General features: G+C 60.5%; 15 protein-coding genes. 2 read left to right on the top strand and 13 right to left on the bottom strand.

Features of this window, described 5'->3' with window-relative positions; all coding sequences use genetic code 11:
- Positions 1-8: 8 nt before the first annotated feature.
- Positions 9-377 (top strand): Hpt domain-containing protein, encoded by a 369-nt coding sequence (locus BPHYT_RS34070; protein ID WP_238535717.1) that lies wholly within the window; start codon positions 9-11, stop codon positions 375-377.
- Positions 378-413: 36 nt separating this feature from the next.
- On the opposite strand, the gene BPHYT_RS34065 is transcribed toward BPHYT_RS34070, so the two are convergent.
- From BPHYT_RS34065 to BPHYT_RS34010, 13 genes are all read right to left on the bottom strand, one after another.
- Positions 414-1,184: a lytic transglycosylase domain-containing protein gene (locus BPHYT_RS34065; RefSeq protein WP_238535716.1), complete on the bottom strand. Its 771-nt coding sequence runs from the start codon at positions 1,182-1,184 to the stop codon at positions 414-416.
- A gap of 44 nt (positions 1,185-1,228) precedes the next feature.
- Positions 1,229-1,972 carry a TadE family protein gene (locus BPHYT_RS34060; protein WP_148225181.1) on the bottom strand — a complete coding sequence of 248 codons (744 nt, stop codon included), beginning with the start codon at positions 1,970-1,972 and terminating at the stop codon, positions 1,229-1,231.
- A gap of 89 nt (positions 1,973-2,061) precedes the next feature.
- Complete coding sequence (locus BPHYT_RS34055) at positions 2,062-2,412, bottom strand: DUF192 domain-containing protein (protein WP_012428670.1); 351 nt, start codon at positions 2,410-2,412, stop codon at positions 2,062-2,064.
- Positions 2,409-3,290 carry a type II secretion system F family protein gene (locus BPHYT_RS34050; protein ID WP_012428669.1) on the bottom strand — a complete coding sequence of 294 codons (882 nt, stop codon included), beginning with the start codon at positions 3,288-3,290 and terminating at the stop codon, positions 2,409-2,411. Before BPHYT_RS34050 ends, BPHYT_RS34055 begins: the two co-directional genes overlap by 4 nt.
- A 3-nt stretch (positions 3,291-3,293) precedes the next feature.
- A complete protein-coding gene (locus BPHYT_RS34045; RefSeq protein ID WP_012428668.1) occupies positions 3,294-4,142 on the bottom strand; it encodes a type II secretion system F family protein in 849 nt (282 codons plus the stop codon).
- Positions 4,143-4,152: 10 nt separating this feature from the next.
- The gene (locus BPHYT_RS34040; RefSeq protein ID WP_012428667.1) at positions 4,153-6,057 is read right to left on the bottom strand and encodes an ATPase, T2SS/T4P/T4SS family; all 1,905 of its coding nucleotides are present in this window, start codon (positions 6,055-6,057) and stop codon (positions 4,153-4,155) included.
- A gap of 21 nt (positions 6,058-6,078) precedes the next feature.
- Positions 6,079-7,764 carry a type II and III secretion system protein family protein gene (locus BPHYT_RS34035; protein ID WP_012428666.1) on the bottom strand — a complete coding sequence of 562 codons (1,686 nt, stop codon included), beginning with the start codon at positions 7,762-7,764 and terminating at the stop codon, positions 6,079-6,081.
- Positions 7,765-7,788: 24 nt separating this feature from the next.
- Entirely contained in the window at positions 7,789-8,889 is a 1,101-nt protein-coding gene (gene cpaB / locus BPHYT_RS34030) for a Flp pilus assembly protein CpaB (protein WP_012428665.1), read from the bottom strand.
- A 20-nt stretch (positions 8,890-8,909) separates the two neighbouring features.
- On the bottom strand, positions 8,910-9,143 hold the full coding sequence (locus BPHYT_RS37725) for a hypothetical protein (protein WP_238535715.1): 234 nt from the start codon (positions 9,141-9,143) through the stop codon (positions 8,910-8,912).
- Entirely contained in the window at positions 9,124-9,843 is a 720-nt protein-coding gene (locus tag BPHYT_RS34025) for a hypothetical protein (RefSeq protein WP_012428663.1), read from the bottom strand. Before BPHYT_RS34025 ends, BPHYT_RS37725 begins: the two co-directional genes overlap by 20 nt.
- Positions 9,840-10,646: a hypothetical protein gene (locus BPHYT_RS34020; protein WP_238535714.1), complete on the bottom strand. Its 807-nt coding sequence runs from the start codon at positions 10,644-10,646 to the stop codon at positions 9,840-9,842. Before BPHYT_RS34020 ends, BPHYT_RS34025 begins: the two co-directional genes overlap by 4 nt.
- Positions 10,647-10,723: 77 nt before the next feature.
- Complete coding sequence (locus BPHYT_RS34015; protein WP_012428661.1) at positions 10,724-12,250, bottom strand: pilus assembly protein TadG-related protein; 1,527 nt, start codon at positions 12,248-12,250, stop codon at positions 10,724-10,726.
- A 25-nt stretch (positions 12,251-12,275) separates the two neighbouring features.
- Entirely contained in the window at positions 12,276-12,557 is a 282-nt protein-coding gene (locus tag BPHYT_RS34010; protein WP_012428660.1) for a Flp family type IVb pilin, read from the bottom strand.
- Between the two features lie 612 nt (positions 12,558-13,169).
- On the opposite strand from BPHYT_RS34010, the gene BPHYT_RS34005 reads away from it, so the two are divergent.
- Positions 13,170-21,668, top strand: coding sequence for a YadA-like family protein (locus BPHYT_RS34005; RefSeq protein ID WP_012428659.1), 8,499 nt, complete (start codon positions 13,170-13,172; stop codon positions 21,666-21,668).
- The last annotated feature ends 5 nt before the right edge of the window (positions 21,669-21,673 follow it).

The following is a 21,673-nucleotide window of genomic DNA, read 5'->3' as shown; positions in this document are numbered from 1 at the left end:
TCGACGTAATGGATCGCACGGTGCTTCCTGTCAACGCTGATTCGCTTTGGAACACAGCACTGGATCTGGCGTGCGGCGACAAGGCCGCCGCTGCACGTTTGCTCGAAATGATCGCGCACACCAATCGTACGACGCTGGACACGATGCGTAAGAGTTTCGAGGCGGCCTGCTGGGACAGTGTGGGCAGTGCCGCGCATCGGATTGCGGGATCAGCGCGCATGCTCGAATGCGACGACCTGATTGCGTTGCTGATACAACTGGAAACGGCTGCGCGCGCGCGCGATATTGCAGGAGCGACCGCTGCTCTGCCGTGTGTGATCGACACGATCGAGCGGCTTGACGTGTCGATTGTGAAAGCGCTGGGCAACAGGGACTAGCTCCGGATCTTGCGAGCCAACCATTGATACAGTTGCTCAATCCGTGCCGCCGGAGCCGACCAGAATAAAGCCTCCACGGGCTCCGTTCGGCACCGCTTGCACGGATGCCGTACCCGCGGAAGACGAGGCATTCTGATACCACTTGTATCGAGCGATGACCTTCGGCACATAGTTCATCGTTTCCGCATAAGGCGGTATCTGCCCGCCGTACTTTTGCACGGCGCCTTCACCGGCGTTATAGGCCGCCAGCGCGAGCGGAAGGGTGCCGAACTGGCGCATGAGTGCTTTCAGATAGCGCGCGCCCGCCGCGATGTTCTGGCGTGAGTCGAACAGATCGGACGCGCCATGCCGCGCACCGGTGCCGGGCATTAACTGCATGAGGCCTGTTGCGCCTTTGGGCGACACCGCTTGCGGATTGCCGCCGGATTCCACATCGATCACCGCCATCAGCAGTGCGCTGTCCACGTCGGCGACGTGGGCCGCTTCGTTGATGATGGGGGACAGCGCCATCACGCGCGATGCGACCTCCGACGACGTTTGCCGCACTGCATCGTCCGATTGCGGCCGGCCTGACTCGATTACCACAGACTCCCGGCCGGCATCGCCGGATACAGCCGGCGCGAACGTCGACGCAACCTGTGGCGTGCTGTCCGTCGTGACGTTGCCACCGTTCGTCATTCCGCCAATCATCATGACTACGCCAGCGGACCGACGATGGTGCGCGGCGCCGGTATCTGCAGCCCGAGCGACCAGCGGCGCGCATGCGCTCGCGACGATCAGGCCGCCGAGCAACGCATGCTTCGCCATGGCGCCTCGCAGTGCGGACGGGCGATCATTTACGCGCAGCGCCATCAGTTTCCTGTTGGATTCGGCGAGTCGTTCAATGCCGACGCCCTGAGCGGCGACTGCATACGGACCATGGCCTCGGAATCGAGAGAGATCGGCCAACGGCCTGTCGCGATACCATCCACGAGTTTGACCTTGCAGAGGTAGTCGCCGTTTTTTGGATAACCGTACGGATCCGGATTTGTACCGACCGGCTCGCGAGTCAGAAGGCCGCCTGTGCCGATCACGCCGATCACGTTGGCAGCGTAATAAATGACCTTATTCACTAGCGGCACGTACATGTCATAGCAATAGTGGACATGAATTTTCAACAGGTTGGCGTCCTGAACGTTCATGTGCGACGTCGCGTTGGGCGGGACGGAGGAATCGCGATACATGAGCGAATCGTTGGGAATCTCCGTGTAAGTCGCTGCCAGATCCGCGTAATAGCGGGGTCGCGCATAGTCAAGGATGGCGGCCGGAGTCGGATTGAGAACCGTAATGCTGCTGAAATTGGCGGCATCGGCGTTCGCGCTCGCGAGCGCCGCCGCGACGCCCCCGGCGTCGGCCTGACGCGCATACAGCGGCGCCAATCCACGCGCGAGACCGCTGCGCATCGACTGCATGGAGCCGTTATTGACCGCGCCTTCACGCGCGGCTTCAAGAACGGCCACGTCTAGCGTCGATTTGGCTTGATAGAGCAGCACGAACTGCACAATGCCGAAACAGACAAACAGCAGCGCCGGCGCGACGATGATGAACTCCGCCATCGACTGGCCCGACTGCCGCGTCTTCCGCGCGTGGCCGAATTGTCGCGCGCGGTGTTTCCGGATGCGCCGCAAAGTGCAAAATGAACGGTTCACGAGGCCGCCTCGAAAACAAGTGAATCACCAACAGCCAGTCCGTGCAAACGCGCTGCACAGGCCGCCATCTCCAGGGTATGAGCCGCGCGCAGACTGAACCGCATTCGCCGTCTTGGCACGTCGTGATTGATCGCAACGACACGTAGTTGCCGATCGAGAAACAGCACGTCGATGGCAAAGCGCATGCCGAACGTGTGGATCGAACCGCATCGCCGCAATAGCAGCGCTTGATCTGGGGCGAGCGCATCGTGGCCCAGCAAACCACGCATGCGTTCCTGCGCGGTCTCGGTGATCGACACGTCGACGCCGATGTCGCGTCCGCGAATGTAAAGGCGTGCCAACTTCACAGCAGACCTTCCTGCACGAATTTCATCGCGATCGGAAATCCCAACACGATGAAGGTGATCGGGAAGATGAACACCAGCAGCGGGAACACCAGTTTCACCGGCGCTTCCATGGCTTGTTTTTCCGCGCGCTGAAAGCGTTCGGAACGACGCTGTTCCGACTGGAAGCGCAGTGATTTCGACAGCCCCGAGCCCATGCGCTCGGCTTGCACCACAGTGCCCACCAGATTCGTCACTTCCTTGATACGCAACCGGTCGTCCATGCGATACAGCGCTTCCATGCGGTTGAGCCCGGACTTGAGGTCGCGCAGCACGTGTTCGAATTCCCATCGCAGCGGCCCTTCCGGTCCTTTTTCGACGGCCTTCTGAATCGCCCCGTTGATGTTCAGACCGGCTTCGACAGCAAGCGTCAGAAAGTCGAGGTAGATAGGCAGATGCTTGAGAATGCGCGCGACTCGCCTGCGTCGCACGTCACGCGTCCAGATGCGCGGATAGAAGTAGCCGAGCACGGCCACGCCAAGCAGCACGAGCGCCGAAAACATGCCAAGCGCCAGCATCAGCAGCAGCGCGACGAGCGTAGCCAGAACCGAAGCGATGATCGACAACGCGATGAACTGGTGTGCGTTCATCAAAAACGTAAGCGACGTGAGCCGCAATTGCAGATCCGTTTTCTCGACCAGCTTGCGGCTGAACTTGCCGCCGAAGTGGTGCACCACGAAATTGACGAGTGGCCACAGCACGCGCAGCGACTTGGGCAACGGGTCGAGAAAGGTGCGGTTTTCGTCCGGCACCGACCCGGCCAGACCATTGACGGACTTGTAGCCGATCGCAATGACGGCAATCAGGCCGAAACTGACGACAAAAGCAATGAGTAGCAGCATGAGTCACACGTCGATGTTGGTGATCTTGGAAATCGAGACGTAGCCGAGAAACTCCATGACGCCGATAACCGCCAGCGTGGCCCAGCCGACCGGCTCGGTGAAGAGCGGCGCCATCGCCTTGGGCTCCATGAACCGCAACACCAGCATCAGAAAGAGTGGCAGACAGGTCATCACGATGCCCTGCATGCGGCCCTGCGAAGTGAGCGCCTTGATCTTGCCTTCCATCTGCAGCTTTTCGCGCAAGGTGCGCGCGACGGATTCCAGTGCTTCCGCAAGATTGCCGCCCACCTCGCGCGCGATGGTGACCGCGGCGGTCATCATCAAAAAGTCGGGGATCGGAATGCGTTTCTCGACGTTGCGCATGGCAATGTCCATGTCGATGCCGAGGCGGATTTCACGCATCAACAAGTCGAATTCCTGCGAAATTGGCGGCGTCGTTTCATGCACTACGGCTTCAAGCGCGCTGGGAAAGCTCGCGCCCGCGCGCAATGCGCCCGACATCATCAGCAGCGCGTCGGGCAGTTGCTTCTCCAGCGTTCCAATGCGTTTCTTGCGCATTCGCGCGAGATACTTTTTTGGCAGCGTCATCGCGATAGGGACCGCGAGAAGCGCGATCAAGATGCTGCCAGTCAACAGGAAGGCAATGATCGGCAGGCCGATCATGAAGACCATGCTCCAGGCCGCGGCCCTTTGCCGGTTGACGAACACGAAGGCGTCGGCGAGCGACGATTCGATTTCGCCGGCCATTTGCCGCGAGCCGGCTCTGAGCGTGGCGGTCCCCATGCGTGATACCAGAAATATCAGCGCGAGGCTGCCGACAAACGCCAGTCCAAGAATGATAGGAAGACTCATGATCGGCTCCTCACCCGGCTGCACGCGTGAAGATGTCGGTATTCACGGGAATGCGGCGGCGAATCAGTTCCTGATAGAAATCGGGAATATAGGCAGTCGGCACGAATTTGCCGACAATCTTGCCGTTTTCGCCGAAACCTTCTTCCTTGAAAACAAAAACGTCTTGCAGCGTGATGACGCCCGACTCCATTCCGCTCACCTCGGTCACGTGCGTGACGCGGCGCGAGCCGCAGGAAAAGCGCGACTGCTGCACGATGATGTCGACCGCCGAACAGATCTGCTCGCGAATCGCCTGGACCGGCAGATCGAGACCGGCCATCAACGTCATCACTTCCAGACGCGCGATGCAGTCGCGCGGCGTGTTGGCGTGAGCGGTGGTGAGCGAACCGTCGTGCCCCGTGTTCATGGCCTGCAACATGTCCAGCGCTTCGCCGCCCCGGCACTCGCCGATCACGATGCGGTCCGGCCGCATCCGCAAACAGTTCTTCACCAGATCGCGAATGTGGATCGCGCCCTTGCCTTCCATGTTCGCGGGGCGCGCTTCGAGCGAGACGAGGTTCGGCTGCGACAGTTGCAGTTCGGCCGCGTCTTCCACGGTCACGATGCGCTCGCTGTCGGGAATGTAGCTCGACAGCACGTTGAGCAAGGTGGTCTTGCCCGAGCCCGTGCCACCGGAGATGATGATGTTGGCGCCTTGCTCGACCGCGGTGTGCAGGAATTCGAGCATCTCCGGCGACATGGTGCCGAAGTTGAGCAAATCCTGGCCGACCAGCTTGCGTTTGGAGAACTTCCGGATCGTAATGCTGGGCCCTTTCAACGCAAGCGGCGGAATCACGGCGTTCACCCGCGAGCCGTCGGCGAGGCGCGCGTCGACCATTGGCGAACTTTCGTCGATGCGGCGGCCGATCGGTGCGACGATTCGTTCGATGGCGCCGATCACCGCGCGGTCGTCGGTGAAGATCACGGGCGTGCGCTTCAGTTGCCCGGCTTGCTCAACGAAAATTTCGTCGTGGCAATTGACCATGATTTCCGACACGGTCGGGTCCGCCAGCAGTTCTTCGAGCGGCCCGAGCCCGATGATTTCGTCGAACACGCTCTTCTTCAACGTTTCCAGTGCGATATCCGGCGACCGGAAGCTGGCATCGTGATTGAGGATGTCGTCGAGCGCGGCGCTCACGGTCTTGCGCAAATCGTCCTCTTCCATGCGCGCGACGTTCAGGCGGCGCAGGTCGAGTGCCGCGATCACTTTCATGTGCGCCTGCTTGCGCAGCTCGATGCCGACCGGGCTATTGATCGGCGCCACGGGCAAGGATTCAGCGGCTGTTTTTTTCACCTGCGCGGAATGCATGCGCAGCGGCGCTTCGGCCGCCGGCTTGCTGGGCGCGACCGCGCTCTCACGCACCATAGCAACGGACCGGTCGATTGACTCGGCAATGGGTGCCATGGCTTGCGCGTAGGGCGCCGCGGTCGGCGACGGCGCCTGAGCCTCGGATACGAACGACGAGCCGAATTGCGCCGGCCCGCTGGCCTGTGCCGAGGGCGCGGCTGACAACGAAATGGGCGCCTGCGCCGCCACTTGTGAAGGCTGCGCGGCGTGGTGCGCCGATTGCGCCGATTGCGTCGTGGCCGCCGCTCGCACGATTTTGATCGTGGTCACGCCGATCTCGATCTGGTCGGCTTCCGTCAACGGACCGTAACGCGTGATCGGTGAGCCGTTGACGAGCGTGGCTGCAATGCCGCCCTGGTCTTCGATGTAATAGGCGTTGTTCTCTCTGACGATGCGCGCCTGCAGCTTGCCGATCAGCATGCCTTTAACTATGACGTCGCAGCTCGCGTCCTTACCGATCGTGCAACCCTGCTCGACCTGAAGCGAGGTGACGGGTGCATTGCGCGGGTGTATCTGAAGATTGAGCATGGGCTTTTCCGCGAGGTTCGTTCAATCGTTCGACGTGCCGAGCGCGCCGATTTGCCCCGGCGGCACCTTGCCGTCCGAATTGGGCCGCACGGCGTCGTGCGTCGGCGCGGGATGCTGCTGTGTGTCGTTCAACATGCGCAGCGCTTCGGCAACACCCGCCGGCGGCGTGCTGGCAGCCGGGCGTTGTGGCGCCGCCTCGGTTGGCATTCGCGGCGAAGCGGGAAGCGGCGCGGGCGTCGCGACTTGCGCGGGAGCCTCGACGGGCACTGCGGCCTGTGGCGCTTCAACGGCTTGCGGCGGCGTGCTGCGAATAGGCTCGGGAAGCAGTGCGGGCGTAGCCCTGATCGGCGGGCGCACCGCGGTGGTGTGCGTCTCCTTGTCCGCGTCTGCGACGAGCGGATTGGGGTTGCCGTACTCTTCGCGGAAGCTCTTGTCGAGTCTATCGGCGCGCGCCAGCAAATCGGCGTTCGGCGAGAGTTCAGGATCCGAGATGACGGGCGTCACGAAAATGACGAGGTCGCTCTTCTTCGCGCGAAAGGCATCCGACCGGAACAACTGGCCGATGATGGGAACCTTGCTGAGAAACGGCATGCCGGTCGTGTCATTGGCGGCGTCCGCGCTGACCAGCCCGGAAATGGCGAGTGTCTCGCCGGCGCGCATGGAAATATCCGAGGTCGTATTGCGAGTCAGGAAACCCGGCATCCCGCCATAGGTCACCGACGGATCGATCTGACTGATCTCCGTAGTGAGGTGCGCCGAAATGATGTTGTTCGCGTCGACAACAGGAACGATGCTCAACTTGATCCCGTAGTCCCTGTATTCGACGCTGGTCGTGCCGAGCGCGCCCGATTGCGGAATCGGCACCGTGCCGCCCGCCAGGAAGCTCGCCGTGCCGCCACTCTTCGTATTCAGTTCGGGCGCGGCGAGAACGTAGGCGTCGCCGTTCTCGACGGCAAAATTTATCTGCGAGGTGATGTTCGACGCAATGCCCGCGAGGAAGTAGCTCGTACCCGCCGTGACGGCCTTCGCCGCACCTGTCGCGACACTCGCTGCGCCGCCGATCTGCGGGCCCTTGAACGCGCTGTCCCACGCAATGCCGAGATTGCGCTGACCGGTACGCGTGACTTCCATGATCTGCACCTTGAAGTGGACGGTCTTGCGCAAGGCGTCGCCCTCGTCGACCTTGGTGGTGTCGATCACGTTCTGCATGTCTTGCGTGGCAGCCTTGACGATGCCCGTCATATCGCGGTGAATGACACCGGACAACACGATATTCGAGCCGATGGCGTCGATATGCAAACCCGACACTGACTGAAGCACGGCGCGCAACTGCTCGACCGAGGCACTCACTTCAGCCTTGGCAATGCGCACCGTGGTTTGTAATGCGATGCCCTTTTCGTTCCACACGACCAGCGAGGTGATGCCGTCGCGCTCGCCGAGCAACATCAGACTGCCGTCGACCACGTTAGCGGTGACCAGCTTCCCATTGCCGATGGCGATACGCTTGATCGTGCCCGGAACGTGCAGGATCCGCACTTCGCCGCGGAACATTTCGAGCACGCGCGTGCTTGCTGACGGGCTCGCCATTGCGGCGGAGTAGCCGACCTGCGCGAGCGCGGCCGGCGCGGCTTCGCACAACAACATGCCGATAAGGACAGACGGCATAACCCGGCGGCGCAACGGCGCCGCATTGCTTTTGACTTTCATGGTGTGAAACCTGTACTCGATACTTTAGTTCTGCTTCGACGTGCTGCGTGCGGTCGCCTTCTGCAATTGCTGGGCAATGGCGTTGGCCTGCTCGTAGAGACTCGGTTGACGTTGCGGCGAAGCGGGCATCGGTTGATCGACACTGGCTGGTATCGCCGCCGGTGCAGTTTTCTGCGGTTCCTCGGCGGATGCCGTAGACGGGCCTTGGCTGACGAGCACAGTGCTGCTATTCGAGCTACCGCCAGCAATGATCTCGACGGTTTTCGGCGCCGGACCGGAGCCGCTCAGCCTTCCGCGGCCCGGGTCGACGAACACATCGTTTTCCTGAACGAGGCTAGGACCGTTCGTGCCCTTGTCATCCGAGTTACGGAGAATGAGGCGCAGACCGCCGATTTTTTGTGCAAGCGCAATGCGCCCGGCGTCCGCAACCGGAACTTCCAGAGTGACCGTCGTGTAGCCGACGCCTGGCTGGCGGCTCATGGCGCTGCTGTTGGCATTCGCCGGGTCTTCCTGCATGGCTTCGCCGGCGTCGCGTGGGCGCATGTCCTGGCCAGTGGCAAGGATTAGCGTATTCGCCAGCATGAGCTGTGCGACTTTCTTGTCGTCGTTGGAGTTGTCCTGGTGATATACCTTGCCGATCCAGTACACGTCGACGCGATTGCCGGGACGTAGCATCAAGGCAGTCGAATTGACCGTGTCGATGTCGACCGTGACAGCCCGCGTTCCCGAACGCAGAACGTCGGAGAAGTCACGGCCGTGCAGCGCGTCGATATCGGCGGCACGTAGTGGCAGACCACGACGCACCGGTTTCACCAGATGCGACATGCGATATTTGTCGAAGTTGTCCGCACGGATCATGTCGTCGTAGACCAGATCACCGTCGATCTCACGCGCAACGAAATCACTGCTGGACAAAGGCGTGTCGACCGGCACGTCCCTCGCCGGAACGACGACGACGACCCCGGCGCGGACGCGGTGCGCGCTCATATCGTCTTTGAGCTTTTTTTCGCGGTCGCTCAAGTATTTGTAGAGGAGGAACGTCAGACCAGCCGCGACTAGCACGGCGAGGAACAGAAGTATCCAGGAGTTCGCGAGAAGCGAGCGGAATTTAATTTTCTTAAGCATGACAAATTGACCGTTGCGGGTCAGGGAAGCGATAGGGTGAAGCTGTAGGCGCTAAAGAACGACTTCAACGATGAGGCGAGCGAGATATATGTTGGATCGTTAAACGCACCCCAGACGATCCCTAGCAGTGGGACGCCAAACACCGCGGTAACCATCAGGTACTCCGCATAAGCCTGCCCACGCTGCGGGCCAAGCCGTGTTTTAAAAGAAGAAAGACGCCTTGCTTTTGACATTTCAACGATTCCTGATTGCATTGACGACTGCGGCCGTCCTGCCACTGTTGTCTGAAAAACTCACATCGAGACTGTCTTTGCCGTGTTGCATGGCGAATGCCGTTCCTTGCGCGGCACGATTGCCAGTGGCCTGATAGTCCGGTTGGCGTCCGACGTCCACCCATCCCCGAGTGGCGAGAATGTTGCGGTAACGCTGCGCGTTCCATTGGGCGTCCCCAGGCATGTCGAGCACCCATGTGCGCCCGGTCTGGCCAGAGTCGTTGCTCTCTACGTCGGACAGGATCGTGCTGTCCTGGGGCAGTGGAACGGCCGAGTCCGTAATTTTGTGATCGGCCTTATCGCCACCGAGGCGCACGATACTCATGAGTCCGCGCGTGTGGTCGCTTTCCGGTTGCGGCGGAATACTGAGTATGTAAAGACATTGATCGTCCAGCGCGCTCAATAGCATTCCAGAGGAATCGGAACGGCCTTTTGCCGGCACGTCTTCGCGAGTCCAGAAATCACGGAAAGCGTTGGACACGCTTTTCGCCGATCCCGGGAATTGCATGCCGACTACCGACGTGGGTACGCCGTTCACGATCATGTCCTGCCCAACAACCATTACGCTTTCGGGCTGCACCGGCGTTTTGTTGCACGCGTTCCCCGCCACCGCATTAATGGTGGTGGCGAGCAGAGCGCCGGCGAGGCAAGCGCCGGTAAAGAGAAAATCGAGGGGCTTCATTGGCTCAAACGGTTCGGCGGCACTACGTCCTGTTCAACACGACCGAACTGGAGCGTCGAAATCTCAGGCGCGTACTTTCGCAAGCTCATATAGCCGCTCGACGGTACGAGCGTGACGTTGGCGGCCGGCACTGCCTGGGTGAACAAGGCCCGGTTGCTGGCGGACCCGTCCGGCACCCAGCTATTGGTCATCAGTACATTGGTGTCGGAAAACGTGAGGCCGCCGAACTCCGGCAGCGGATCGTTTTTTGGCCAGAGTCGCTTGAGCACGTCGCTGTCCCCGCCCACGAACATGCTGAGTGTTGCAGATCGCATGGTGCTGGTAGGCAGGTTCAGGTGAGCGGAAAACGGGATTCCCGACGCGGTGGGCACGGACCACCGCGCAAGGGCGATGCTATTCTGCATGCTCGCGGGATCGGCGGCCGTGCCGGTGCTGGCCGAAATGTCGGACGACGAGACGAGCAAAGGATTGCCACCATAGTCTTGCCACATGGCCGGCCGGGAATCGGGCAATTGAGTTTGCGCGCGGTCCGTGCTCAAAATCGGCGAGTTGTCTTGCGCCATCAGGCGTTGCATCACCTCGCCCTTGAGTTCGGTGTCCCGCTTGCTTACACCGATAGCCGAAGCGCCGTATGAGGTCGACCAACCTTCTGTGGTGGTCGAGTCGGAAGCCAGATCTTTTCTGGCATCGCCGTCCGTCCACACTGTGCGTTCCCACGCGAGGTAGCGTGAGCCCATCAGCGTTCGGTTGCGGATGTCGTTGAACTTGCCCAGCATGACGATGGCAAGCAGAAGCACGCTCATGACCATGGTCATGGAAATGAGGAATTCCACCATGGCCTGACCGGACTGTGCGGTGCTTCTCATATGAGTTCGCTTCATTATTTCTGGACCTGAGTTGGCGCTGAAATCTGACTCGCCTGTGCTGCAGCTCGCTCGCTGTCGCTCACCGGTGCAAGACGCGCTTGCCAGTACGGGCTGAAGAGGCTCGGATATTCAGTCTTGTGATCGGCGCGTGCCCACTGATCTGCATTCAGCAGGCCGCCCAGCAACGCTGAGCCTGAGGACGTTTCGTCCGGGCGGACGAAGTAGGCGCTGGCGCTCGATAGCGCACGCATTGCGTTGGCGGCAGTGCCGTCGTCGAGCTGCATGCGTCCGCCGCCTTGCAGGTTCACGGTCTTGACCAATGTGTTGCTATTGCGAGTTACCTCGATGGTGATACGCGGTGCTTGGGTGAGGGGTTGCGTGTAATTCACTTCCTGATAAGGCAGCAGCCCGCCGTTAACCGGGTCAAGAGAGGGACCGGGCCCGACGCTGAACTGTTGCGCCATGGCTTCCGGAACTTGCCAGCCTGGCGTTGGACTGTCGGTGTAACCGAAGTTGAAATAGCCACCATAGCCTTGCCAGTCCTGCCACGCTGCAAACGGAGGATGGGTCATATAGTTCGTGATATTTCCGTTGGCGCCGCCGCCCATGCCGGCGGTGCCGCCGAAAGAGCCAAGGCAGCTCACCCATAGCGCCGCCGTGCTGGCGTCAATGGCTTGCCAGCCGGACTTGTCGTTACGCAACTGAGTCCCGCCGTCATGCATGACGCTGACGGTGAAAGAGCTACTCGTGCGACAGACCCTGTTAGCCGTGTCGCTCAGTTGCTGAAAATTTGGAGCGACGCTGCGGCTGGAGTGACGCCTCACGACGAATCCGTCGAGCGTATTCCGGTCAGTCGCTACGTCGGCAAAGTCATCCTGTTCCAATGTGCCGGCCGGCTTGACGATGGCCGTATAGGATTTCCACGCAGCCAACTGTGCCGCATTCCGTGTACTCGTGAAATAGCCGTCGGTGACACGCGTGTCGGACTGATTGAGTTGCGCGATAGCATTCGCGGTGTCGGGCACGGCGGTAAACATTGCCAGGTGGAAATTCGTCTGCGCGTCGCTCAACGCACGATTCAGCACGCCGATATTTTTGGCCACAACAGGCAGCAGGGCATCCAGCGTTGCGCGCACCGGTGCGGTGTCGGCTTTGCCGATCTGCTTCGGTGTGGACCATAGAGCTGGATGGTCCGCGATGCTGTTGATCGTGTCGTCGAGCTCTGATAGCGAATAGGTGTTGTCGAGTTCGTCGATCCACGATTTCAGTGACACGACTTGCGCGGCGGTGACCTGGTTGGCAACCATGGCCCGGTTCGTGTAGGCGGAAAAATTGTAGTCGCGCGCCTGCATCAAAGCTGCGCTATATGCAGCGGCATCGGCGGTGTTCTGAAGCTTGATTTTGGCGCTCGTCATCTGAAACGAGTTGAACGCCACATAGAGGCCGATGCAGCCGACCAGCAGAAAAATTAATGCAGGGACCAGCGCCTGCCCGCTAGCGCCGGCGACCCTGGCCCTGCCCTTGCGGGCAGAGCTTTTCATGATGGATATCGCTAATCCCAGGAGATTAGTTGCCGACGTTGTTAGCGGCGTTATACGTGCCCATGTTTTTCGTCTTGTTGGCGTTGTCCGTCGCCGTGTTCGCGTTAGTCTGCGCAGTCGAGATGTTGCCTTTGGCGTCTTGACCGGACATTTCAATGGCGAGACCGGCGGTCTGATTACGCAGCGTCTGGCCAAACAGCGAATACACACCGATCGCGGACACGGCGATCAGCGCGACGATGATGATGTATTCCGTCATGCCTTGACCGAGTTGCTTATTCTTGCGACGAATTTGTGAAAATTTCATGGTTTGATAATCCAGAAGGTTTGTTGCATTAAATGAATGGTGCCGAGACACAATTTGGCATGTCTCTTCTCATTGCGAGAATCGGAGTCGGAAACTTTGTGATCGAACCACGTCGAGTATGCCGGGCCACAGTATATGTAAGACGGCGCGATGCAATTAGGCGAATTTTCCTAATGCTCTGCCGGTAATTCCGGTTTCGGTGACGCCATCAAAGGTAAATTAATTCAGCTGTGACGTCGGCTGTGGGTTTATCAAGATGGGCGCTGTAGGGTTCGCGCATCTCGATTTCGACGCGGAGTATGAGACGCAAGAATGTTTGCCGACGGGCGTTTCACGGCCGTCCGCTATCGGTGCCGCATTTGATTTGCGCTAGTAACTCAATTTGAGTGGTTCCGAGTATTCCCCGGTCTACCCGGAAAATTCCTACGTAAATTTCGTGTTTCCTGATTTTACAAGATAAGGCTGCCGGTTAAATTCGCAAAGCATGAAAAAGCTGGACGGATTGTGATTTACATACCAGTTTTTCCAGTATTGCATTGTGGGTTTCAAAGCCCATTGCGGATTTCAAAACCAATCGGCTAGCGGGGCCGCGTCCTTTTATTTAGGGAAATTATGAATAAGTCGTATATCAGCGTCTGGAATGACGCAACTGAAACCTGGGTGGCTGCGCCTGAAACGGCCACTGCGCACTCCGGCGGGGGCGCGAAGTCGTCCAAGCCGATCGTGGCCAGCAGCGAAGCGGCAAAGCGGCCGTCATCCGCAATGAAGTTCGCGCTCATGCCGATCACCATGGCTGTTGGTGCTATCGGTATGGCTGCACTGCCGGGTACGGCGATGGCGGGGCTTTACGTATGCTCAAATGACGGACTTGGTGAAGGGACTTACTACGGGACGGATGGTCTCTCCACTGGCGGCGGGTGCCTCGCTTCGGGGGGTACGACATTCGCTCTCCTTGCTGGCCCGATCGCAGGCAGTGGTAATGGTGGGGTCGGTATTTGGGCAAACGTTGATCAGACATTGTCTGTTTACGCTCCGTCCGGTATCTACCTCAACAACGACGTCAACATGGTGGGTAATAAGATTACCCATATGCATGCCGGTACTGCCGATGGCGACGCGGTCAACGTCTCGCAGCTAACTGGCGTAACGCAGGGCATGGGCGGCGGTGCAGGCATTTCCGGCGGCGGCTCGTTTATTGCGCCGACGTACACATTCGACGACGGCACCCTGTCATACAACAACTCGGGCGATGCGTTCAATCTCGTTTCGAGCCGCCTCAAGTACTTCCACGTCAACTCCACGGCGCCGATGTCGACCGCTGGGGGTAAGCAGGCAATCAGCATCGGGCCAGTGGCCTCGGCATCGGGCGACAACTCGGTGGCCTTGGGTAATACCGCAGTTGCGACGGGTTCCGGCAGTATTGCTGTCGGTAGCAACGCAACGGCGCTTGTCAGCAACTCGGTTGCGCTGGGCGCGAACTCCGTGGCGAGTCGTAACAACAGCGTCTCGGTCGGCTATCTGTCGGCAGACGGCACGTCGCAGTACACAAGAGTCGTCACCAACCTGACGGCCGGCTCGGCCGGCACCGATGCGGTCAACGTCAATCAGTTGAATGCGGCGATCGCTAGCGTCAACGGTGGAGGCGGCGGCGGCAATGTTACCAATGCGGTAACTTACAACGACTCCGGAATGTCGTTGATCACGCTGAAGGGTTCAGCGGGAACGAAGATCAACAATCTGACGGCGGGCGATATCACGTCGGCCTACAGCATGGACGCGGTGAACGGTTCGCAACTCTATGCCACGAACCAGAACGTCGCGAACGTGGCGGGTAATGTCGTCAACATTGCCGGCAATCTGGCCAACGTTACTAACACGGTCAACAACATCACCAACGGTGGCGGCGTCAAGTACTTCCACACCAATTCGTCGCTGGCCGATTCGTCGGCAACGGGTGCGGATTCTGTGGCGATTGGCGGACTGGCTAGCGCGTCCGCAAACAACTCCGTTGCGCTGGGTTCGAAGTCGGTCGCAGATCGTGCGAACGCGGTGTCAGTAGGTGCATCCGGTGCGGAGCGTCAGATCACCAACGTGGCAGCAGGTACCGCGAATACCGACGCGGTGAATCTGGGGCAGATGAACACGGCCATCGCCTCGATTAGCGGCGGTGGCTCGCTTGACGCGGTGATCTACGACTCGTCGGCACATAACAAACTGACGCTGGGTGGGTCAACGTCGACGGTGCCGGTTGGTCTGACGAATCTGGCCGCAGGTCAAGTCACGTCGAGCAGCAAAGACGCGGTTAACGGCTCGCAGTTGTTCAACACGGCAAGCGGCGTATCGAGCGCGTTGGGCGGCGGTTCGAGCGTGAGCGCGAGTGGCGCTGTTACGAACCCGACCTACACACTGCAAGGCGGCACATACAACGACGTTGGCTCGGCCCTCAGCGGTCTGGATACGGAAATCTCCGGCCTCACAACCGATGTCGCTAACGCGTCGAAATACTTCAAGGTCGTTTCAGCTTCTTCCGCTGCAATCGCAACAGGCGCCGAGACAATTGCGCTCGGCGGCGGCGCGTACGCAAGTGGGTCCAATTCGGTGGCAATTGGTTCGGGCTCCCGCTCGATGTTCGCCAACTCGGTGGCGCTCGGAGCGAACTCGCGCGTGAACGCCGCGAATACCGTTTCCATCGGCGACATCGGTACGGAACGCCGCATCACGAACGTGGCTAACGGCGTGTCGGGCACCGACGCCGCGACGATTGCTCAGTTGTCTGCACTGCAGACTTCGGTCAACCAGCAGATCGCAGCGTTGCCGAGTGGTTCGAAATCGATGCTCATGGGCGCTTCGATGCTGGGCGCGACGCCGGTTACCGCCTATATCTCGGTGAGTTCGAACGTTACGCCGGGTACTAACACGAGTACCGACAATTCGCTGGATGCAATGGCGATTGGTCCGACGGCCATGGCATTGGGCCAAGGTTCGCTGGCCGTCGGTGCCGGCGCGGGTACGGCTCTGGCAGGTTCGACAGCAGTGGGTAACGGCGCAGCGGCTTTGGCGCTGAATACGACTGTGATCGGTGCCGGCGCGAATACCAGTAACAATGCTACAAACGCTGTGGCAATCGGCTACAACGCGGCTGCACAAGGCGCGAACGCGTTGTCGCTCGGATCGTCCGCCGTGTCGAACGGTTCGGGCTCGATTGCGATGGGTGCCAATGCATTCGTGACCACGACAGCCTCGAACGCGCTGGCTTTAGGTGCCGGCGCAACTGTTAGCCAAGCCAATACCGTGGCATTGGGTGCCAATTCGGTGGGGGACCGCGCAAACGCCATTTCGGTTGGCAGCAGCACGGCGCAGCGCCAGATCACCTACGTGGCCAACGGTACGAACAGCACCGACGCGGTGAACGTTTCCCAATTGACTGGCGTGACGAACCTGATCGGCGGTGGCGCGGGCGTGAACGCCGACGGCACGATCAAGAAGCCGGGCTTTACGATCGGTGGTCAGACATATTCGGACGTCGGTTCGGCCATCGCGGCTGCGGTATCCGGCGGTTCGGCCAATGCGGTGCAATACGACACGTCGTCGCACACCAAGGTGACGTTGGGCGGTACCGGTACGACCGTGCCGGTGACGCTGACGAACGTGGCAAACGGCGTGGCGAGCAGCGACGCAGTGAGCGTTGCACAGCTGAAAGCCATGGGCGGCACGATCGACAGCAGCGGTGTGATGACGAACGCATTCGTCGCGTACGACGACACGACCAAGAACACGATCACCTTGAAGGGCGCGAGCGGTTCGACGAAGATTACCGGTCTGACGGCAGGCGCGCTGTCGGCAACGAGCCTGGACGCGGTCAACGGTACGCAGCTGTACCAGACGAACGCGAACGTGGCCAATGTTGCAGGCACGGTGGCGAACGTGACCAACACGGTCAACAACATCACCAATGGTGGCGGCATCAAGTATTTCCACGCGAATTCGACGCTGGCGGACTCGTCGGCAGGCGGCACGAACTCGGTGGCGATCGGCGGTGCGGCAAACGCCTCGGCGAACAACTCGGTGGCGCTGGGTTCGAACTCGGTGGCTAACCGTGCGAACGCAGTGTCGGTGGGTGCGGTCGGTTCGGAGCGCCAGATCATCAACGTGGCGAACGGTACGAACGGCACCGATGCAGTGAACGTATCGCAGTTGCAGGCCATGGGTGCGAACATCACCAGCGGTGTGGTGACGAACGCGTTTGTTGCCTACGACGACACGACCAAGGGTAAGGTCACCTTTGGCGGCACGGGTGCTACGAAGGCCGTGACGCTGACGAACGTGGCAAACGGCGTGGCAAGTAGCGACGCAGTGAACGTTGCGCAGCTGCAGGCCATGGGCGGCACGTTCAACAGCAGCGGTGTGGTGACGAACGCGTTTGTCGCGTATGACGACACGACCAAGAACACGATCACGTTGCAGGGCGCGAGCGGTTCTACGAAGATCACGGGTCTGACGGCCGGCGCGCTGTCGGCGACAAGCCTGGACGCGGTCAACGGTACGCAGCTGTATCAGACGAACGCGAACGTGGCCAACGTTGCAGGCACGGTGACGAACGTGACCAACACGGTCAACAACATCACCAATGGCGGCGGCATCAAGTATTTCCACGCGAATTCGACGCTGGCCGATTCGTCGGCAGGTGGCACGAACTCGGTGGCAATCGGCGGAGCGGCGAACGCCTCGGCGAACAACTCGGTGGCGCTGGGTTCGAACTCGGTGGCTAACCGTGCGAACGCAGTGTCGGTGGGTGCGGTGGGTTCGGAGCGCCAGATCATCAACGTGGCGAACGGTACGAACAGCACCGATGCGGTGAACATTGCGCAGTTGCAAGCCATGGGGGCCGGGTTCAACAGCAGCGGTGTGGTGACGAACGCGTTTGTTGCGTACGACGACACGACGAAGGGTAAGGTGACGTTGGGCGGCACGGGTGCGACGAAGGCCGTGACGCTGACGAACGTGGCAAACGGCGTGGCAAGTAGCGACGCAGTGAACGTTGCGCAGCTGCAGGCCATGGGCGGCACGTTCAACAGCAGCGGTGTGGTGACGAACGCGTTTGTCGCGTATGACGACACGACCAAGAACACGATCACGTTGCAGGGCGCGAGCGGTTCTACGAAGATCACGGGTCTGACGGCCGGCGCGCTATCGGCGACAAGCCTGGACGCGGTCAACGGTACGCAGCTGTATCAGACGAACGCGAACGTGGCCAACGTTGCAGGCACGGTGACGAACGTGACCAACACGGTCAACAACATCACCAATGGCGGCGGCATCAAGTATTTCCACGCGAATTCGACGCTGGCCGATTCGTCGGCAGGCGGCACGAACTCGGTGGCAATCGGCGGAGCGGCGAACGCCTCGGCGAACAACTCGGTGGCGCTGGGTTCGAACTCGGTGGCTAACCGTGCGAACGCAGTGTCGGTGGGTGCGGTCGGTTCGGAGCGCCAGATCATCAACGTGGCGAACGGTACGAACAGCACCGATGCGGTGAACATTGCGCAGTTGCAAGCCATGGGGGCCGGGTTCAACAGCAGCGGTGTGGTGACGAACGCGTTTGTCGCGTACGACGATACGACGAAGGGTAAGGTGACGTTCGGCGGCACGGGTGCGACGAAGGCAGTGACGCTGACGAACGTGGCAAACGGCGTGGCGAGCAGCGACGCAGTGAATATCGCACAGCTGCAGGCCATGGGCGGCGGGTTCAACAGCAGCGGTGTGGTGACGAACGCGTTTGTCGCGTATGACGACACGACGAAAAACACGATCACGTTGAAGGGCGCAAGCGGCACGACGAAAATCACGGCTCTCACGGCGGGCGCGCTGTCGGCTTCGAGTTCTGACGCGATCAACGGTTCGCAGCTGTACCGCACTGCAACCAGCGTGGCGAACGCGCTGGGTGGTGGTTCCAGCATGGGCTTGAATGGAACGGTTTCCGCACCCAGCTACCAGCTCAGCGGCGGAACGTACGCAGACGTCGGTTCGGCTCTTTCTGGACTGGACGGTGAGATCGGTTCGATCAACAACAACATTGCTGACACCACAAAATACATCAAGGTGGTGTCGAACTCCAGCGCGGCGATTGCGACTGGCGGTGAAGCAGTGGCGATCGGCGGCGGGGCATATGCAAGCGGGTTGAACTCCTTGTCCCTCGGTGCAGGCGCGCGTTCACAGTTTGCGAATTCGGTGGCGCTCGGCGCGAACTCACGGGTGACGGTTGCGAATACCATTTCCGTTGGCGATGTGGGTACAGAGCGTCGCATCATGAACGTGGCTAACGGCGTCTTGTCTAGTGATGCCGCAACGCTCGGTCAGTTGAACGCATTGCAGAACTCGCTAACGCAAAAAGTCTCCGCTGAGTCGAGCGGCGTGAAGTCCATGCTGCTGGGCGCGGTTCCGGTCACCAACTATATCGCCGTCAGCACGACGATTACGCCGGGACTGCCTGCGACGACGACGGACAACACAGAGAACGCCATGGCCATTGGCCCGGGTGCAATGGCGCAGGGCGCTGGCTCGGTGGTCGTTGGCGCGGGTTCGGGCTCGTTCCACGCCGGTTCTACGGTGATCGGTTCGAGCGCAGTGGCTGGGGCGGTCAATGCGACGGTAATTGGCGGAGGAGCAACGACCAACAATTCCGCCGATAACTCAGTGGTAATCGGCTACATGGCTGCGGCGCAAGGCACGAATGCATTGGCGCTCGGTTCTAATAGCGTGACGAACGCGACGAACTCGGTCGGACTGGGTGCAAACGCCGTGGTCACCACTACTGGCACGAACTCCATGGCGCTCGGCTCGGCTTCCACGGTTAGCGGGGTGAATGCCGTAGCGATTGGTTATAACTCGACGGCTGACCGTGCCAACACGGTTTCCGTCGGCGCGTCAGGTTCGACGCGTCAGATCGTCAACGTTGCCGCCGGTTCGCAAGACACCGATGCGGTGAACCTGGGGCAGATGAATACTGCGATTAACGCGATTGCAGGTGGCGGAGCCCCGAATGCTGTGGTCTATGACACGTCGGCGCACACCACGCTTACGCTGAATAAGGGTGCAGGTGCGGTTACGGTGTCGAACGTGGCGGACGGTGTGGCCAACAACGACGCAGTGAACGTGGAGCAGTTGAAGGCGATGGGCGCAAACTTCACCAGCGGTGTGGTGACGAACAGCTTCGTTGCGTATGACGACACGTCGAAGAGCAAGATCACGCTCGGCGGCGCGGGTTCCACCGTGCCGGTCGCGTTGACCAATGTTGCTGTGGGGCAGGTTTCGTCGACCAGCAAGGACGCAATCAACGGTTCGCAACTGTACGGCGCGATGAGCAGCACGGCAGCCGCATTGGGTGGTGGCTCGTCGGTGACGGCAAGCGGCTCGATCACCAAGCCGAGTTACACGTTGAACGGCCAGACTTACACTGACGTGGGCACGGCATTGGCTGCGGCTGCATCGGGCGGTGGCGGAGTTGATGCCGTGAAGTACGACACGTCGGCGCACACCTCTGTAACACTGGGCAATGCAGGCACGCCGGTGAAGCTGTCGAACGTGGCCGACGGTGTGGCCAACAACGACGCCGTGAACGTCGAGCAGTTGAAGGCAATGGGCGCAAACTTCACGAGCGGTGTGGTGACGAACAGCTTCGTTGCGTACGACGACACGTCCAAGAGCAAGGTCACGCTCGGCGGCGCAGGTTCCACCGTGCCGGTCGCGTTGACCAATGTTGCTGTGGGGCAGGTTTCGTCGACCAGCAAGGACGCAATCAACGGTTCGCAACTGTACGGCGCGATGAGCAGCACTGCCGCTGCGTTGGGTGGTGGCTCGACCGTCAGCACTAGCGGTCAGATCTCGAAGCCCACGTACACTGTCGGTGGCAACTCGTACACTGGTGTCGACTCGGCAATTGGCGCCCTCAACGCGGCAATCGCTACCGGCGGCAACCCGGACGGCGTGATTTACGACACGCCGGCGCATGACAAGCTGACGTTGGGCGGCGCGAACGCCACCACCCCGGTAACGATCGCAAACGTCGCCGCCGCGACGAGCGACGATCAGGCGGTCAACCTCAAGCAATTGAAGGAAGCCGGCTTGAACGTCGATACGTCAGGCAACGTGACCAGCTCGTTCATCGCTTATGACAACGCGTCCAAGAACACGGTGACGTTTGGCGGCGTTGGCTCGACGACTCCGGTTCTGTTGAAGAACGTGGCAGCCGGCATTGCTGACTCCGACGCGGTCAACGTTGGTCAAATGCATTCGTATGTCGACCAGCAGATTGGCGGCGGCACGGCGAACGGCGTGGCGTACGACGACTCGACAAAGAGCAAGGTGACCTTGGGCGGCGTGGGTTCCACGACGCCGGTGACATTGACGAACGTTGCGGCAGGTAAAACCGCAACGGACGCGGTCAACTACGGTCAGTTCTCGGCCCTCGAAAACGTCGTGGCCAACATTCAACCGGGCACGGGCAACTCGACCTACATCAACATCAACCCGACTTCGGGCGGCACTGCTGCAGTGGCGACTGGTTCGGACTCGATCGCAATCGGCAACGGCGCCTCGGCTTCCGGCGAGTCCGCGATTGCAATCGGCAAGAACACGGTGACGTCGGGTGACAACTCGGTCGCGATGGGTGCAGGCGCTTCGGCTCCGAACACCAACGCTGTTGCACTGGGTGCGAACTCGACGACGGATCGCGACAACTCGGTGTCGGTGGGTTCCGCCGGCGCAGAGCGTCAGATCACCAACGTCGCAGCCGGTACGCAGGGCACCGATGCGGTCAACCTGAATCAGTTGAACAGTGCCATGGGTAACATGAGCAACTCGATCAACAACGTTGACCGTAGCGCGGCCAAGGGTATCGCGTCGGCCTCGGCGCTGAACATCGTCACGCCGTATCTGCCGGGTCGTACCACGCTGAATGCAGGTGTCGCCAACTACCGTGGCTACCAGGCAATTGGTTTGGGTGTGTCCCGCTGGAACGAGAAGGGCACGATCAACTACAACCTCGGCGTGTCCACCTCGGGCGGCAATAGCACCATCGTTCGCGCTGGTATCGGTATCGTCCTCGGCAACTAAACAAC

It is taken from the genome of Paraburkholderia phytofirmans PsJN (assembly GCF_000020125.1).
Taxonomy (GTDB): Bacteria; Pseudomonadota; Gammaproteobacteria; order Burkholderiales; family Burkholderiaceae; genus Paraburkholderia; species Paraburkholderia phytofirmans.
Note: the sequence above shows the minus strand (reverse complement) of the source record. Positions and strands in the feature narration are given on the sequence as shown.

Excerpts from the sequence above, each read along its gene's own strand:
- cpaB (WP_012428665.1), bottom strand. The coding sequence starts at position 8,889 with ATGCTTAAGAAAATTAAATTCCGCTCGCTTCTCGCGAACTCCTGGATA.
- BPHYT_RS34050 (WP_012428669.1), bottom strand. The coding sequence starts at position 3,290 with ATGCTGCTACTCATTGCTTTTGTCGTCAGTTTCGGCCTGATTGCCGTC.
- BPHYT_RS34065 (WP_238535716.1), bottom strand. The coding sequence starts at position 1,184 with ATGGCGAAGCATGCGTTGCTCGGCGGCCTGATCGTCGCGAGCGCATGC.
- BPHYT_RS34010 (WP_012428660.1), bottom strand. The coding sequence starts at position 12,557 with ATGAAATTTTCACAAATTCGTCGCAAGAATAAGCAACTCGGTCAAGGC.
- BPHYT_RS34015 (WP_012428661.1), bottom strand. The coding sequence starts at position 12,250 with ATGAAAAGCTCTGCCCGCAAGGGCAGGGCCAGGGTCGCCGGCGCTAGC.
- BPHYT_RS34035 (WP_012428666.1), bottom strand. The coding sequence starts at position 7,764 with ATGAAAGTCAAAAGCAATGCGGCGCCGTTGCGCCGCCGGGTTATGCCG.
- BPHYT_RS34040 (WP_012428667.1), bottom strand. The coding sequence starts at position 6,057 with ATGCTCAATCTTCAGATACACCCGCGCAATGCACCCGTCACCTCGCTT.
- BPHYT_RS34060 (WP_148225181.1), bottom strand. The coding sequence starts at position 1,972 with ATGGCGGAGTTCATCATCGTCGCGCCGGCGCTGCTGTTTGTCTGTTTC.
- BPHYT_RS34005 (WP_012428659.1), top strand. The coding sequence starts at position 13,170 with ATGAATAAGTCGTATATCAGCGTCTGGAATGACGCAACTGAAACCTGG.
- BPHYT_RS37725 (WP_238535715.1), bottom strand. The coding sequence starts at position 9,143 with ATGCAATCAGGAATCGTTGAAATGTCAAAAGCAAGGCGTCTTTCTTCT.
- BPHYT_RS34045 (WP_012428668.1), bottom strand. The coding sequence starts at position 4,142 with ATGAGTCTTCCTATCATTCTTGGACTGGCGTTTGTCGGCAGCCTCGCG.
- BPHYT_RS34020 (WP_238535714.1), bottom strand. The coding sequence starts at position 10,646 with ATGAGCGTGCTTCTGCTTGCCATCGTCATGCTGGGCAAGTTCAACGAC.
- BPHYT_RS34025 (WP_012428663.1), bottom strand. The coding sequence starts at position 9,843 with ATGAAGCCCCTCGATTTTCTCTTTACCGGCGCTTGCCTCGCCGGCGCT.
- BPHYT_RS34070 (WP_238535717.1), top strand. The coding sequence starts at position 9 with ATGGATCGCACGGTGCTTCCTGTCAACGCTGATTCGCTTTGGAACACA.